12 protein-coding genes and 1 tRNA gene are annotated in these 15506 nt (G+C 73.3%); 4 read left to right on the forward strand and 9 right to left on the reverse strand.

Annotated features, from left to right (window positions below):
• Nucleotides 1-17 precede the first annotated feature (17 nt).
• The gene (locus FA582_RS10955; protein ID WP_010147922.1) at nucleotides 18-839 is read left to right on the forward strand and encodes an inositol monophosphatase family protein; all 822 of its coding nucleotides are present in this window, start codon (nucleotides 18-20) and stop codon (nucleotides 837-839) included.
• Here FA582_RS10955 and FA582_RS10960 read toward each other — a convergent pair.
• The 4 genes from FA582_RS10960 to FA582_RS10975 all read right to left on the reverse strand — a co-directional run bounded on the left by FA582_RS10960 (nucleotide 802) and on the right by FA582_RS10975 (nucleotide 6700).
• Entirely contained in the window at nucleotides 802-2211 is a 1410-nt protein-coding gene (locus FA582_RS10960) for a M16 family metallopeptidase (RefSeq protein ID WP_010147923.1), read from the reverse strand. The two genes, FA582_RS10955 and FA582_RS10960, sit on opposite strands and share 38 nt — an antisense overlap.
• Entirely contained in the window at nucleotides 2208-3488 is a 1281-nt protein-coding gene (locus FA582_RS10965) for a M16 family metallopeptidase (RefSeq protein WP_010147924.1), read from the reverse strand. Before FA582_RS10965 ends, FA582_RS10960 begins: the two co-directional genes overlap by 4 nt.
• Nucleotides 3489-3601: 113 nt before the next feature.
• Nucleotides 3602-3675 (reverse strand) — tRNA-Met (locus tag FA582_RS10970).
• A gap of 76 nt (nucleotides 3676-3751) precedes the next feature.
• Nucleotides 3752-6700, reverse strand: a complete 2949-nt coding sequence (locus FA582_RS10975; protein WP_010147925.1) for a UPF0182 family membrane protein — start codon at nucleotides 6698-6700, stop codon at nucleotides 3752-3754.
• 263 nt (nucleotides 6701-6963) lie between these two features.
• Between FA582_RS10975 and FA582_RS10980 the strand changes: the two genes are divergently transcribed.
• The gene (locus FA582_RS10980; protein ID WP_010147926.1) at nucleotides 6964-7527 is read left to right on the forward strand and encodes a PPA1309 family protein; all 564 of its coding nucleotides are present in this window, start codon (nucleotides 6964-6966) and stop codon (nucleotides 7525-7527) included.
• A gap of 1 nt (nucleotide 7528) precedes the next feature.
• On the opposite strand, the gene FA582_RS10985 is transcribed toward FA582_RS10980, so the two are convergent.
• Nucleotides 7529-8689 (reverse strand): YlbL family protein, encoded by a 1161-nt coding sequence (locus tag FA582_RS10985; protein ID WP_010147927.1) that lies wholly within the window; start codon nucleotides 8687-8689, stop codon nucleotides 7529-7531.
• A complete protein-coding gene (locus FA582_RS10990) occupies nucleotides 8686-9114 on the reverse strand; it encodes a molybdenum cofactor biosynthesis protein MoaE (RefSeq protein ID WP_029541069.1) in 429 nt (142 codons plus the stop codon). Before FA582_RS10990 ends, FA582_RS10985 begins: the two co-directional genes overlap by 4 nt.
• A gap of 185 nt (nucleotides 9115-9299) precedes the next feature.
• Between FA582_RS10990 and FA582_RS10995 the strand changes: the two genes are divergently transcribed.
• Complete coding sequence (locus FA582_RS10995; protein ID WP_010147929.1) at nucleotides 9300-10703, forward strand: zinc-dependent metalloprotease; 1404 nt, start codon at nucleotides 9300-9302, stop codon at nucleotides 10701-10703.
• A gap of 72 nt (nucleotides 10704-10775) precedes the next feature.
• The gene (locus tag FA582_RS11000) at nucleotides 10776-11564 is read left to right on the forward strand and encodes a hypothetical protein (RefSeq protein WP_010147930.1); all 789 of its coding nucleotides are present in this window, start codon (nucleotides 10776-10778) and stop codon (nucleotides 11562-11564) included.
• A 4-nt stretch (nucleotides 11565-11568) separates the two neighbouring features.
• Here FA582_RS11000 and FA582_RS11005 read toward each other — a convergent pair whose 3' ends face one another.
• The 3 genes from FA582_RS11005 to nudC form a co-directional block, all read right to left on the reverse strand.
• Nucleotides 11569-11820, reverse strand: a complete 252-nt coding sequence (locus tag FA582_RS11005) for a WhiB family transcriptional regulator (protein WP_051125167.1) — start codon at nucleotides 11818-11820, stop codon at nucleotides 11569-11571.
• A gap of 571 nt (nucleotides 11821-12391) precedes the next feature.
• Nucleotides 12392-14539 (reverse strand): ATP-dependent DNA helicase UvrD2, encoded by a 2148-nt coding sequence (locus FA582_RS11010; protein WP_010147933.1) that lies wholly within the window; start codon nucleotides 14537-14539, stop codon nucleotides 12392-12394.
• Nucleotides 14491-15459, reverse strand: coding sequence for an NAD(+) diphosphatase (gene nudC / locus FA582_RS11015; protein WP_238705437.1), 969 nt, complete (start codon nucleotides 15457-15459; stop codon nucleotides 14491-14493). Before nudC ends, FA582_RS11010 begins: the two co-directional genes overlap by 49 nt.
• Nucleotides 15460-15506 lie beyond the last annotated feature (47 nt).

Raw genomic sequence — 15506 nt, forward strand, 5'->3', positions numbered from 1 at the left:
GCGGCTACGGTGAGCGGGTGCCTGGCTACGACGACGACCTGAGACTCGCCCACGTCCTCGCTGACGCGGTCGAGCGCACCTCTCTCGAGCTCTTCGGCTCCCTGCAGGAGGAGGTGCAGGTCGGTCCGGACGGCGCGCTCACCACCCCTGCGGCGACGAGGCTCGAGGAGCTGCTGAGGCACCAGCTCCACCGGACCCGGCCTCGCGACCGGGTGGAGGGGCGCACCCTGGACCCCACCGGGCACGGCGCCCGGCGGTGGGTGGTCGACGCGATCGACGGCGCCGCCAACTACGTCCGCGGGGTGCCGGTCTGGGCGACGCTCATCTCCCTCGTCGTCGAGGACGAGCCGGTGCTGGGCCTCGTGTCCGCACCGCACCTCGCGCGCCGGTGGTGGGCGGGGGTGGGATCGGGCGCCTGGACCGGCAGGACCCTCTCCCGGGCCCGCCGCATCGAGGTGTCCCGGACCGGTGTGCTCTCCCACGCCTCGGTGTCGACCGACGACGTCGCCGGGTGGCTGCACGGCGACCGCGGCGCCGGGTTCGCCGCGCTAACCGACCGAGTCTGGCGCACCCGCGCCTACGGCGAGTTCTGGAGCCACGCCCTCGTCGCTGAGGGAGCCGCCGACATCGCCCTCTCGGCCTGGAGCGACCAGTACCAGCTGGCGACCCTGGTGCCCCTGCTGCGGGAGGCGGGCGGCACCGTCACCGACCTCAGCGGGGCACCGGCCGCCTCACCGCTGGCCCCGCAGGGCGCTGCTCACCCGGTCCTGGCCACCAACGGGCTCGTGCACGAGGAGGTCCTCATGACTCTGGGTCAGGCGGCAGCGGCCGAGGGCTGACCTCCGGGTCGACCACACGCACCGGGCCGAGGTCGTCCGCGTCCTGCAGTTCCTGGACCTGCTCCGGGTCGCCCACGAGGACCACGGTCCACGCCGGGCCGGTCCGGACCTCCTCCCACGCCTGCGCCGCCTGGGCAGGCGTGAGCTCCCGCACCTGCTGCAGGGTCCGCGTCACCGTGCCCGGATCGAGTCCGTCGCTGGCCAACGAGACCAGCTCGTCGGCGACGCTGTCCGCGGTGAGGTACCGGCCGGGCGCGGTCATCGCCACGAAGTCGGCCGCCTCCCTGACCTCCTGCTCCGCCAGCTCCGCACCTGGGGTGTCGAGGATGCGGAGCGTCTCCCGCAGGGCCGGCACGGTGGCGTCGGCACGCACCGCGCCACCGACGACGCACTGGCCGCCGACCTGACGCGGTCGGAATCCGAGCCGCATGCCGTAGGTGTAGCCGCGCTCCTCGCGCAGCACACGGTCCAGGCGGGCGTGCGGGGCGCCACCGAAGAGCATCGCCAGCGCCTGGTAGGTGCCCCACCCGTGCGGCGTCCGCCGGTCCGGGCCGGGCCGGCCCAGCAGCAGCTCGGTCTGCGCGGCGCCCGGCCTCGGCACGATGAGCACCTGCCCGGCGTCCGCGGCCCGCCCTGCCGGACGCCGCTCGCCACCCGGCACCGTGCCGTCGGCGCCCTCCCACGAGCCCACCGTGCTCGACAGCAGACCCACCGGATCCTCGAGCGTCGAGAGGTCTCCGGTGAGCACGACCACGCCACCGCCGGGCGAGAGCGTGGCGTGACGCTCGCGCAGCACCTCCGGGGTCAGGGCGGCGACCGTGGTGGCGGTTCCGCCCAGCGGCAGGCGGGCGCGCTCGGCGGCATCGAAGTAGGCCTGGCGCAGCTCGCGGTGGGCCCGCCCGGTGGGGTCCGCGAGCTCGTGGGCGATGTCCGTGGCCCGGTGTCGCACCAGGCGCGCCACCTCGGTCTCGGGGAAGGTCGGCTCCCCCAGGAGCTCGACGAGGAGGTCGAGCGCGACCCCGAGGTGACGGCCGGTGACCTCGAGCCCGAGGTGCATCCCGCGCTCCCCGGCCCCGGCGCCGAAGGCGATCCCGTGCCGCTCGAGCAGCTCGGCGAGCTCGGTCGAGGTGCGCGACCGTGTCCCCTCGTCCAGGCAGCGCGCCATCATGAGCGTGGATCCCTCGGTGCCGGGCCGCTCCCGGGCGACGGGGGCGACGAGGGACACCCGCAGGGACAGGACATGCTGGCCAGGAAGGTCGACGAGCAGCGCCTGCAGACCGTTCGGCAGCTGCGCGTGGACCGGCTCCGGGAAGTGCCAGACCGGTGGTTGCCCCACCTCGGGGCGTCGGCGCACGCGTGCGGGGCCGCTCATGCCTCCTCCTCCCAGCGGTAGACCAACGTGGCCATGACCTCGGGCACGAGGTGGCGGGCGGCCGCCTGGCGCACCTGCTCGGCCGTGACCGACAGGACCTGGTCGACGTAGCGGTTGACCTGGTCGGGGTCGTCGAAGAGCAGGGTGGCGCGGCTGAGCAGGTCGGCCCGCTCGTCGTAGCCGGCCAATGCCTCGAGCCAGGCGCGTTCGGTGTCCGCCCGCGACGCCTCCAGCTCCACGGCCCGGGGACCGGTGGTGGCGAACTCCTGGAGGATGTCCGCGAGCCGCTGCTCGACGACACGCGGGTCGACCCCCTCGGTGACGTCGACGACGAGCAGCCCGAGCGAGGTGCCGTCACGCAGCCCCAGAGCGCTGGCCGAGGCGCCGCTGACGAGCTCGGCCTCCCGGAGCAGGCGCTCGTGCACGCGCGAGATGGTCAGCGAGGCCAGGGCGTCGAGGGCCAGCGCGCAGGCGACGAAGTCCGGGTCGGTGACGGCCGGCAGCCGGGCGGCGAGATAGAGCCGCTCGGAGGGGATCTGCGCCCCGGCCACGACCACCTCACGGACCGCGGAGGGCAGAGGGGGCAGCGGCCTACCCGGCGGGGGGCGCGGCACGGTGGCGTCCTCGAGATGGCCGAAGTAGCGATCGGCCAGCTGGAAGGCCTCCTGCTCGGCGACATCCCCCACCAGGGTCAGCACGCTCGTCCGGGGGCCGTAGTGCGCGCGGTAGAAGGCGTGCGCGTCCTCCAGGGTCGCCGCCCTCAGGTCCTCCATGGAGCCGATCGTGGGGTGGCGGTAGGGGTGCCCCTCCGGGAAGACCAGCTCCCCCACCCGGGCGAACGCGGTGCCGTAGGGCACGGTGTCGTAACGCTGCCGCTTCTCCTCCACGACGACGTCCCGCTGGTTGTCGAGGTTGTCCTGGGTGAGCGCCGGCAGGAGGTGACCCTGGCGGTCGGCCTCCATCCACAGCGCCAGCTCCAGGACGTTGCTGGGGACCGACTGGACGTATGCCGTGCGGTCGAAGGAGGTGGTGGCATTGGCGCGGCCTCCCCGTGCCATGAGGGCGGCCATGTGCTCCCCCTCCGTGACGAGCTCGCTGCCCTGGAACATCAGGTGCTCGAAGAGGTGGGCCAGGCCGGTGCGCCCGTGCTCCTCGTGACGCGAGCCCACGTCCACCCAGAGGTTGATGCTCACGCTGGGCACCGCGTGATCCTCGCTGACGACGACGCGCAAGCCGTTGGCGAGGGTGCGGGAGGCGACCGGGAGGGCTAGAGGCATAGGAGCGTCACCCTATGCCGCGCGACCAGCGGGACCAGCAGCGAGGTCGCCTGAGGACGACGAAGGCCCGGACCGTGATGGTCCGGGCCTTCGTGCGCGCTCGACGCGATGCGTAGCGGGGGCAGGATTTGAACCTGCGACCTCCGGGTTATGAGCCCGGCGAGCTACCGAACTGCTCCACCCCGCGTCGTGGTGAGCACTACTTTACGTGATGGGGAAGCACTCACCAAATCGCGGTTCTCCACCTCGTCGTCCAGGCCGGATCAGGGCTCCGCCGTCTGCGTGGCCTCGTCGGTGTCGTCGCCGTCGACGCTGACCGACCCACCGGAGGGATCGGCCTCGACCGCGCGGTCGATGGCCTCGCGGAGCCGCTCCTGGGCCTGGCCGTAGGCCTCCCAGTCGCTCTCGGCGAGGGCAGCCTGGCCCTCGTCGTAGGCGGCCTGGATGTCGGCCAGCGCCTGCGCCAGGGCGTCAGCGTCCACGTCGCCGGACCCGGTGCCGCCACCGGTCTCGCCGCCGTCGCCCTCGCCGCCGGGGTCACCCTCGGTGGGCCCGGAGTCGCCGGCATCGCCGGCCGTCGCCCCGGAGTCGCCGCCGAAGAGCTCGTCGAGGGCCCCGTCGAGGGTGTCCGACCAGGCGAGGTCGTTGCCGAAGGCCACCACGACGATGCGCTGCAGCGGGTAGGCGTTGTTGCCCTGGGCCTGGACGTAGACCGGCTCGACGTAGAGCAGCCCACCGCCCACCGGCAGGGTCAGCAGGTTGCCCAGCCGCACCGTGGAGTCCTCGCTGCTGTTGAGGTTGAGGAACTGCGACAGCGTCTGGCTGAAGGCCTCGGAGTTGGCATCCGAGGAGTTGATGTCGTTCTGGAACTGCCCGGGGCCGCGCACGGTCGTGTCACGCGGGAGCACGAGCATCCGCATCTGGCCGTAGCCCTCCCGGCGCTCCCCCGACTCGCTGCCCGCGTCGGCGTCCACGGCGAGGTAACCCGTGAGGTTCTGCCGCTGGTTGCCTCGAGGGATGTAGGTCGTCGTGAGGCTGAAGGTCGGGTCCTCCTGGCCTGGCATCGCGACCGAGAGGTAGTGCGGCGGCATGTCCGGCGGGTTCTCCCCGCCCACGCTCGGGTCCTCGGAGACCGCCCAGAAGTCCTGGCCGGTGAAGAAGGACCCGGCATCCTGCACGTGGTAGCGCGACAGGATCTCGCGCTGGACCTTGAAGAGGTCCTCGGGGTAGCGCAGGTGCTCCATGAGCTCGCCGTCGATCTCCGAGAGCGGCCGGATGCTGTTGTCGAAGGCCGCCGACCAGGCCTGGAGCAGGGGGTCCTCCTCGTCCCAGGCATACAGCTCGACCGACCCGTCATAGGCGTCCACGGTGGCCTTGACCGAGTTGCGGATGTAGTTGACCTGCCCGCCGCCGATGGAGGCGACGTTGGAGGCGGTCTGCAGCGAGTCGGCGGTGACCTCCCCCAGCTCCTCCATCTGGCTGTAGGGGTAGCGGTCGGTGACGGTGTAGCCGTCGACGATCCACTTGACCCGACCGTCGACCACCGCGGGGTAGGGGTTGCCGTCCAGCCGCAGCCACGGGGCGACCCGCTCGACGCGGTCGCGCGGCTTGCGGTAGTCGAGCATGCGGGACTCGCTGTTGACCGAGTCCGAGAGCATGATCTCGATCTGGCGGTACTTGATGGCGTAGGCCGCCCGGCGCGCGACGTTGCCCATGGCCACCCCACCGCCACCGCTGTAGGTGTTGCGCACCTCGCCGGTGTCCTGGCCGCTGGCGGGGTAGTCGAGCTCACGCGGAGCCTGGTCCTCGGGGGCCCCGACGATGGAGTACTGCGGGGAGGACTCACCGAAGTAGATCCGCGGCTCGTAGTCCCCCAGCCCCCCGACCGGAGGGATGTTGCGCTCGTAGAAGATCGGCTCGCCCTCCTCCGAACGACGGTTGCCGTAGCCGGCGACGACACCGAACCCGTGGGTGTAGACCGTGTGGTCGTTGACCCAGTTGCGCTGCCCCTCGGAGATGCCGTCGAGGTTGAGCTCGCGCACGGCGATGACCGTGTCGACGGTCTCTCCGTCGACCTGGTACCGGTCGACGTCGAGCGCCTCGGGGAACTGGTAGTAGTTGCGGACACCCTGCAGCTGCCGGAAGGTCGGCGAGACCACGGAGGGGTCGACGATGCGGATGCCGGGGATGGTGTCGGCGTCGCTGCGCAGCTGGCCGGGGGCCGCCTCGGTCTCGGCGTCGTAGTCCGTCATCTCCGCGCCCTCCAGGTTGTAGGCCTGGAGGGTGGAGTCGATCGCGCGCTGGATGAAGGGCGCCTCCAGCTGGGCCTCCGAGGGCCGCACCCGGAACTGCTGGACCAACGAGGGGTAGGCACCCCCGAGCACCAGGGCGACGACGAGCAGGCCGGCCAGGCTCACCACCGGCAGCCGCCAGGAGCGGGTCCAGATCGTGGAGATGAAGAAGGCGGCGCACAGCAGCGCGGCGATCGCCAGGATGCTGCGGGTCGGGAGCAGTGCGTTGACGTCGGTGTACGTCATACCGGTGATGCGCTCGTGCTGCGTCATCGACAGCGTGTAGCGCTCGATCCAGTAGCCGGCGGCACGCACAACGAGGATGAGCCCGAGCAGCACCGCGAGGTGGATCCGCGCGGCCGTCGTCGTGCGCTGCCCCTGCGCCCCGCCCTGCAGCTGGATGCCGCCGTAGATGTAGTGCGTGAGCAGGGCACCGATGAGGCTGAGCCCCAGCACCAGCGTGCCGAAGGAGATGACCAGCTGCCAGAACGGCAGGCTGAAGACGAAGAAGCCGACGTCGATCTGGTGGTGGGGGTCGACCTCGCCGAACGGCCGGCGGTGCAGGAAGAGCAGCACGGTCTGCCACTGGGCCGCTGCGGCCGTGCCGGCGAACAGGCCGAGCACGACGGGGACGGCGATGAAGACCAGTCGGCGCACCGGGTCCAGGGCGCTGCGGTAGCGGTCGAGCGACGCCTGCTCCGGGGTGGAGGGGGCGTAGATGGGGCGGTGCCGCCACGCCAGCCACAGACCCGACCACACGATGAGCGAGGTGAGGATCGCGGCGAGCAGGAAGAGACCGACCTGGGTGACCAGCCGGGTGACCAAGACCTGCCGGAACCCGACGGACTCGAACCACAGCAGGTCGGTCCACAAGTTGGCGCCCCACCCGATGAGGCTGAGCAGGGCCAGGACCACGAGCACGGTCGGCAGGACCCTGCCCCGAGGAAGGCCTCCGCGGCCGCGGCCGGACGGACGGGGCGTGCGGCCACCGCCCCCACCACGACCGCCGCCACCAGCGGGGCGTCCCCGAGGGACACCCTGACCGGCCGGACCACCCGCAGCGGCGCCCCCACCGCCGCTCTCGTCGGGGTCCGGGCCGGGCTCAGGCTCGCGCTCGCTCACCGTGCCAGCGTAACTGCCGTGGGCGTGCGTCCCGACGGCGACCCGGATGCGACCATGGCAGCGTGTCCACCACCGACCCTCATGCCACCGACACCGCCGACGCCCGCCGACCGGACCCGCTCCTGCGGGCTGCCGTCGACACCGAGAAGCACGTCGCCCGCGGCGGCTGGGACCAGCCGCCGCGCCTCTTCGCGCTGGTCCGCACACGGCTGCTGCGGGATCGCGAACCCACCCTCGTGGGTCAGCTGAACGACCCCGAGGACGACGGCTTCACCGCGGTCGAGCAGGACCGCCTGCCCCCGACCGCCGACCTGGAGTCGCTGCTGGGCCGGATGGCCTGGCCTCCTGACGTCGAGGGCGTGGCCCTCGCTGTCGAGCGCATCGTCGTCCCCCCCGAGGCGGAGCGCGACCTGCCCGACGGCCGTCGTGAGGCGACCGATGCGTTGATGGCCCACCCGGCCCGCAAGGACGTCCGGCTGCTGGCGGCGTGCCTGCGGGACGGGACGCGGACCTGCCTGCTGCGCCAGCGGGACTTCGACGAGGACGACGCGGTCGCCGTCGGGCAGGACATCGCGCCGGGGCTGACCCACGCGCTCGCCGCCACCCTCGCCGAGGACGCGGAGTAGCTCAGCCCGTCTGCTCCGCGTCGTCCGCGAGGTACTCCTGGCAGGTGGGCAGCGAGAGCTCGTCGGCCGACTCCTGCGGTGACCCCTCGAGCTCCTCGATGGTCTGCAGGGCGTCGTCGAAGGTCGTCACCGGGACGACGGTGATCCCGCGCGGGTCGCTGTCGACGACCTCCGTGCAGTTGTCGCTCGGCGCGAAGAAGACCTCGGCGCCGGCCTCGCGGGCGGCATACATCTTCTGCGTGATCCCGCCGATCCCCCCGACGTCACCGGCGCCGGTGATGGTCCCGGTGCCCGCGATCGAGCGGCCCCCGGTCAGCGCCCCCGGGGTGATCTCGTCGTAGACGGCGAGCGAGAACATGAGGCCCGCGCTCGGCCCGCCCACGTTGCCGGCGTCGATCGTCACCTCGTAGGGGTTGTCGTAGACCGGTGCGAGGTAGACGCCGACGATGGTGCGCCCGGTCTCCTCATCGAGGCGGGTCGGCACGTCGAGCTCGATCTCCTCGCCCGCCCGCAGGACCGTGACCGGGACCTGCTCCCCCGGGTCGACGCCCTGGATCTGCTCACGGACCGCGGCGGTGTCGCTCACCGCCTCCCCGGCGACGCGCACGATCTCGTCCTCCACCTCCAGCACCCCGTCGGCCGGAGCATCGGCGATGACCTGGGCCACCAGCACGCTCTCCTCGATCTGCACGCCCTGGGCGCGCAGGGCGACGACAGCCGCGTCGTCCTGGGAGTGCTGCATGAGCTCGGTGTTCTGCTCCCGCACCTGGTCCGCGGTGACGTCCTCGGGGAAGACCTCCTCACGCGGCACTACCGTGGTCGAGGGGTCGATCATCGCCCGCAGCGCGTCCCAGGCCGAGACCGAGTCACCTGGCCCCCCGTCGAGGCGGATCGTCGTGAAGTAGAGGTGGCCGTCGGTGTCGTCGTAGCTCTCGAGCTCCTCATCGACGCTCACGACGTCGGCGCCGTCGATCTTCCCGAGGGTGTCGTAGACCGGGCCCGGGAGATAGATCACCCGTTGCACGGTGATGAGGTTGAGCAGGCTGCCGGTGAGCACCCCGGCGGCCACGACGAGCAGCAGGGCAGCGGATGTCCACCCGACACGGGTGTGCGGCGGCTGAGCCGGTCGCCCGGCCGGTGCAGTCTCCACCTGGTCGCTCACAGGCCCACCCACTCGTGCTCCTGGCCGTCGAACTCCTGCCGCTTCCAGATCGGTATGCCGCTCTTGAGCTCCTCGATGAGCCTGCGGCCGGCGTCGAAGGCCTCGGCGCGGTGCTCGGCCGAGACCGCGCAGACGACCGCCAGGTCACCGACCGTCAGCTCACCGACCCGGTGCACGGCATACACGCCGTGGATCTGCGCCCCCTCGGCCACCGAGGTGACGAGTGCCGTCAGCCGCTCGGCCGCCTCCGGATGGGCGGAGTAGTCGAGGCGGGTCACCCCGGCACGTCCACCGTCGTGGTCGCGGACGATCCCGACGAAGATGGTCACCGCCCCGGCCTGCGGGTGCCGCACCGCCTGCAGAGCCTCATCGACGGACAGGGGTTCGTCCCGCACCCCGGCGACGATCGTCTGGTCCTCGGTCACCGCGTCATCATGCCGCATCGTCCTGACCGTCCCCTGACCCACCCTGGACCGACCCGTCAGGGAACTCTGCGGCCGGTGCCGGTGTTGACAGGAGGCAAGGCTCGACGGCGACCATGGGTCGGCGTGGCGCACCGCCGCGTGACAGGCTGGGTCGTCGGCATCCCCGAAGGAGAAGGACGAGGACCGTGTCAGATCAGGAGAACCCGGAGCGCCGTGACGAGCCCGACCCGCTCGAGGCGTTGTTCGGTGGGCCCGTCCCGCCCGAGCTGCGAGAGACCCTCAGCTCGATGGGCCTGGCCGACCTCGGCCCCGACCAGGTCGCGCAGATGCGCTCCCAGCTCGAGATGCTCATGGGTGGCAGCGGGGGCGATGGCCCGGTGAACTCCGAGCTGGCCCGTGATGTGGCGCGCCAGGCCGTCTCCGCGGCCGGCGACTCCAGCATCGGCGAGGCCACCCGCCGCGACGTGGAGCAGGTCGTGCAGGTCGCCACGCTGTGGCTGGACCAGGTCACCGACCTCCCGCGTCCCGACGGCGGCGCCCTGGCCCTCAGCCGGTCGGAGTGGGTCGAGCGGACCCTCCCCCTCTGGGAGCAGCTGACCACGCCCGTGGCCGAGGGCCTGCAGGCGGCGATGACCTCGGCCATGGAGCAGCAGCTCGGCCAGCTGGGTGAGGAGGGTGCACCGCCCATCCCCGGTCTGCCGCCCGGGATGAACCCGGCCGCCATGATGAGCCAGATGGCGCCGATGGTGCGCCGGATGTCGGCCAGCATGTTCGGCGGCCAGGTCGGGCAGGCGGTGGGCACGTTGGCGGGCGAGGTGCTCTCCGGCACCGAGGTCGGGCTGCCCATCCTGGGCGAGGAGAGCGTCGCCATCCTGCCCGCCAACGTCGCGGACTTCGCCGACGGTCTCGAGGTGGACGGCGGGGAGGTCCACCTCTATCTCGCCGTGCGCGAGGCGGCGCGTGTCCGCCTGTTCGCCGGTGTGCCGTGGCTGGGACCACAGCTGCTCACCGCGGTCGAGGAGTATGCCCGCGACATCCGGATCAACACCGAGGGCATCGAGGAGGCCGTCCGTCAGGTGGACCCGCAGAACCCCGAGGCCATGCAGGACGCGCTGGGCGACAACCTTTTCTCGGCCGAGCCGAGCGCGGCCCAGCAGGCCGCGCTCACCCGGCTCGAGACCTTGCTCGCCCTCGTCGAGGGGTGGGTCGACGTCGTGGCGGCCCAGGCCGTGGACAAGCACCTGCCGCACGCTGAGGCCTTGGCCGAGGCGGTCCGCCGGCGTCGGGCGACCGGCGGACCGGCGGAGCGGACCTTCGCCTCCCTCGTCGGCCTGGAGCTGCGTCCGCGGCGGCTGCGCGATGCGGCGAACCTCTGGGCGGCGCTGGAGTCCGCGCACGGGCGCGACGCCCGCGACGAGGCCTGGGGCCACCCGGACATCGCTCCTACCGGCGCCGACCTGGACGACCCCCTGGGCTTCGTCGAGCGGCACGGTGCCCTCTCCGCAGACCTCACGGTCACCGACGAGGACATCGAACGCCTGTTGACCGAGGGCGACTCCGGACGCGAAGGCCCCTCCACCACGACCTGAGCGCCGTCCCCGCACGACCCTGCCTGTGGACAGCCACCCTGCCCGACACGCCGCGCGTGGCAGGGTCGGTCCATGGGTGAGGGACGAGGGGGAAACGGACCGCCGGACTGGTGGCCCACCGACGCCGACGGCGCACTGCGGCTCGGGGTGGGCCCCGGCGCCTGGGTGGTGCGGGGCGGGCTCGGTGCGCCGCGGACGGACGCCCTGGACCGACGCCTCCTCCGTCGCCTCGCGGCCGGCTCCTCCCGCCTGCCCCGTGACCCGGCCGAGGTGGAGGTCCTCGGTCCGGGCCAGCTGACCGCCACCCTGCGCGCCGCCCTCGGCGCGGACGCGGCCACGGCAGTGGGCGAGGGCCGCGGGACGTCCGAGGCTGGGGGCCTGGGGTCGGGCCCGGCGCACGGGCCACGTGGGTGTCGCAGGGCGCCATCCCCGGTGCAGTCCGCGGTCGTGACGGTTCACGACCACCTCGTGCCCGTGGGCTCGGCGCGGCGGCCCTCCCTCGCCGGTCGGCCCGTCCTGCCCGTGGTCGCCCAGACGGCCCGCGTGGTCATCGGCCCCTGGACCGGACTCCCCGCCGGGCCGTGCCTGCACTGCCTCGACCTGCACCGCCGCGATCGGGACCCGACCTGGCCGTCGACCGCGGCGTCCCTGGAGGATCCCTTGACGGCGCCGCTGCCACCGGCACTCTCCCGCGAGGTGGTCGCGGCGGTCACCGCGCTCACGGTCCTGCTCACCGCGCGGGTCCCTCGCGTCGGGACCGGCGCGGCCCACGAGGTAGGTCCCTGGCCTCCCTACCTCGTGACCCGCCGCTGGACCCTGCACCCAGAGTGCCCCTGGCACACCGCGGCGGGGAGCCGGTGAGCGCTCAGGCGGCGACCTCGTCCTTGCGCGGCCGGCCACGGGGCCTCTTGCGGGCCACCACCTGGCCCTGGAGGAACAGCTGGCCACCCCATACCCCCCACGGCTCGCGTCGGTCGAGGGCTCCGGCGAGGCACTGCTCGCGCATCGGGCAGGGCCCGCACAGCTCCTTGGCGTGCTCCACCTCGGCGGGGAGCTCGGCGAACCACAGGTCCGCCGGGTGCTCGTGGCAGGGCAGTGCCGCCGGGGTCCGGACCAGGTGGGGTCCGAGGGAGTTCTGGTCGTCCTCGTGCTCTCGGCGCGGTGCGGGATACACGGCAGGTCCTTCCTGATGTCGATGCGGATGCGGTCTGGTGTTGGTCGTCATGGCGTCTCGATTCCGAACGGATCGGATCCGGGGGCCGCCCATGACGCCGGGTGACCGGCGAGCAACGAGAACGGCCGCGGATCCTCTGGCGAGGACTCGCGGCCGGAACAGGAAGGGAATGCCTTCTAGGTCGTCCGTGCTGAGCCCAGGCCCTGGGAGGGGTCGGCAACATGCGGGAACGGCGTCGCGACTCGGGAGCCGAACAGCTCCGACGCGGCCACTCCCGACAGGAGGACCGTGGCCCGGGGGCGGACGGTCCGGAGGGTGAACGCGGCGTGAGTCGCTCGCTGTGCGAGTCCGCCGGTGACGATCATGTTCTCCATCGTGGTCCACCCTCCTTTCATGTGTGCGTGACCCCAGGCACCGAGGGGCCGTGGGCTTGACTCCGACACTGTATGCCCCCCCGCCAAGCACCGCAACGCCTTTTCTCGGCGCGTCCGCACCCCGGTCCGGCGAGGCCTGCTCAGCCCGCCGAACGTGGGGTCGAGGCGAGGATGTCGAGCACCGCGTCGCCGTAGAGCTCGAGCTTGCGCTCCCCCACCCCGGAGATCGTGGTCAGCGCGGCCCGGTCGGCGGGCTCGTGCTCGGCGATGGCGATGAGGGTCGCATCGGTGAAGACCACGAAGGCGGGGACGGAGCTCTCCGCGGCCACCCCGCGACGCCACTCCCGGAGCGCCGCGAAGACCGCCTCGTCGTAGGTGGCCGGGCAGTCCTTGCACCGACCGATCTTGCGCTCGGCGGCTGTCGCGAGGATGACCCCGCACGTGCGGCACGTCCGCGGGGGCGCGGGGGTCCGGCGACGGCGGTCGCGACGGACCGACGGGCCGCGCGCCGCCTGGGCCCCCGACCCGAGCACCCCCGCCGCGGGCGCGAGGAAGCGCGAGACGGAGCGGCTCGCCCGACCCCCGGGGTTGCGCGCCCCGGCCCAGCTCAGGGCCAGCTGACGCCGGGCCCGGGTCAGGCCGACGTAGAGGAGACGGCGCTCCTCCTCCACCCGCTCGGCGGTGTCGGCCAGCGTGATGGGCAGCAGCCCCTCGCTGCACCCGACGAGGAAGACGGCGTCCCACTCCAGCCCCTTGGCCGCGTGGAGGGAGGCGAGGGTGATCCCCTGCACCGGCGGTGCGTGCTGCTCGGCCGCCCTGCGGTCGAGCTCGGCGACGAGGTCAGCGACCCGGGCCCCCGGGCTCTGCGCCGCCAGACCGTCGGCGAGCAGGGCCAGGGCCTGCAGGCTCTCCCACCGCTCGCGCACGGCGCCGGACCCGTCAGGCGGGGAGGGCGCCCATCCGGCGCCGGCCAGGACGTGGCGGACGGTGTCGCCGAGGACCGTCGTGCCGTCGTCGGAGCGCACCGCCCCCCGGAGCAGGACGATCGCGTTGCGCACCTCGGCCCGGGAGAAGAAGCGCTCGCCTCCCCGCACGAGGTAGGGGATCCCCGCCCGGGCGAGGGCGGTCTCCAGCACCTCGGACTGGCCGTTGGTGCGGTAGAGCACGGCGATCTCGCTGGCGTCCTGGCCCCCGTCCAGGAGGCCACGGATGCTGTCGGCGACCCCGGCACCCTCGGCCTCGTCATCGGCATACGCCGTGAGCAGCGGCGCGGCCCCCTCCCCGGCCTGGGCCACGAGGTCCCCGGCGGCATCCCGCTTCTGACCGGCCCCCAGGACCAAGTTGGCCAGGTGCACGATCTGCGGGCTGCTGCGGTAGTTGCGGATGAGGCGGACCCGGCGCGCAGCGGGGTGGAGACGGGAGAAGTCGAGCAGGTGGTCGGCGCTGGCCCCGGTGAAGGAGTAGATGGACTGCGCCGGGTCACCCACGACGCAGACGTCCTCGCGCTGCCCCCGCCACAGCTCGAGCAGCTGCTGCTGGAGCGGGTTGACGTCCTGGTACTCGTCGACGACGAAGTGGCGGTACTGGTCGTGGATCGTGGCGGCGATCTGAGGGTGCTCGTCGAGCATGCCGACGGTGAGCAGGAGCACGTCCTCGAAGTCGATGACATGACGTTCGGCGCAGACCTCGTGGTAGGCCTCGAGGAGACGGGCCATCGCGGTCGGGTCGAGGTCGGCGACCCCCCGGCCCAGGGCTCGGGCCCGCGCGGCGTAGGTCTGGGAGGTGAGCATCGAGACCTTGGCCCACTCGATCTCGGCCGCCACGTCCCGCATGGCGGCCCGGTCGAAGCGCAGCCGCAGACGTCCGGCCGCCTCGGCGACCGCGGGGGCCTTGTGGGCGACGACGGTCGGAGGGGGGCCACCCACCGCCTGCGGCCAGAAGAACTGCAGCTGGCGCAGCGCCGCGGCGTGGAAGGTGCGCGCCTGCACCCCGCGCACGCCCAGGGAGCGCAGCCGGGTCCTCATCTCCCCTGCGGCGCGGGCGGTGAAGGTGACCGCCAGGACGCGGTTCGGCGGGTATGCCCCTCTCGCGACGCCATACGCGATCCGGTGGGTGATGGCCCGGGTCTTGCCCGTGCCGGCACCCGCGAGGACGACCATCGGCCCCAGCGGCGCGGCCGCGACCTCGCGCTGCTCGGGGTCCAGTCCGTCCAGCAGCAGGTCGGGGTCGGGTGCGCCGTTCACCGCGGCACCGCGGGGCCGTGCCCCGGGAGCGGGCCGCCGAACCATTCCTCGATGAGGCGGTGGGCGATCGAGACCCGCGACGGCAGGGTGAGGCGCCCCTCGCGGAGCCCCTGCGCGAGCTCCTGACGGGTGTACCACCCCGCGGAGCGCAGCTCGCTCTCCTGGATGCGCAGGTCCGTCCCCTCGGCCTGCCCCCGGTAGGCCAGCATGAGGGAGCCGGGGAAGGGCCAGGGCTGGTTGCCGCGGTAGACCAGGTGGCCGACCCGGACCCCCACCTCCTCCTCGACCTCCCGCACCACGGCCGCCTCCAGCGACTCACCCGCCTCGACGAAGCCCGCGAGGACGGACAGTCGCCCCTGCGACCACGGCAGGCCGGTGGCCAGGAGCAGCCGGTCCGCCGGGTCGGTGATCGCCATGATGACGGCCGGGTCGGTGCGGGGGTGGTGTTCGGAACCGTCCTGCGGGCACCGGCGCAGCCACCCGCCCTGCACGACCTGGGTGGCCGCGCCGCAGCGGGGGCAGTGTCCGTGCCGGTCGTGCCAGGCGCGCAGCGCCGTCGCCGCGGTGAGCAGTCCGGCGTCCCGGTCGTCGAGGTCCGCACCGACCTCGCGCAGCCCGACCCAGGTCGTGGCGCCGGTCGCCGGCGCGCGCCCGTCGGCTGCGTCGCCCGGGGCCTGGCGGGCGTCGGCCCCCGCGCCCACCGTCACGGCCACGTAGTCGACACCGTCCTCGCGGCCGAGGAACCACACCTCGCCCTGCGCATCCTCCGGACGGGGCGCCCGCAGGAGCAGCCGGGGCGGGTCGGGGAGCACGGCCGCCGTGTCGGCCCGCAGCTCGATGACGCGGGTGCTTCCCCGCTGCAGCAGGGCCGCGAGCTCCGCGTCGTCGGTGCGCACCCGCGCGAGCCGGTCCACGCGTGACCGGGAGAGGGCGAGGTCGAGATAGGTCTCGTCGGCGGTGGTCACCCGGCCACTGTAGGTGCCGGGGCTGACCGCTTTGGTGACGTGCCGGT

Origin of the sequence: Serinicoccus profundi, assembly GCF_008001015.1 — a bacterium.
In the GTDB taxonomy this organism is placed as follows: Bacteria; Actinomycetota; Actinomycetes; order Actinomycetales; family Dermatophilaceae; genus Ornithinicoccus; species Ornithinicoccus profundi.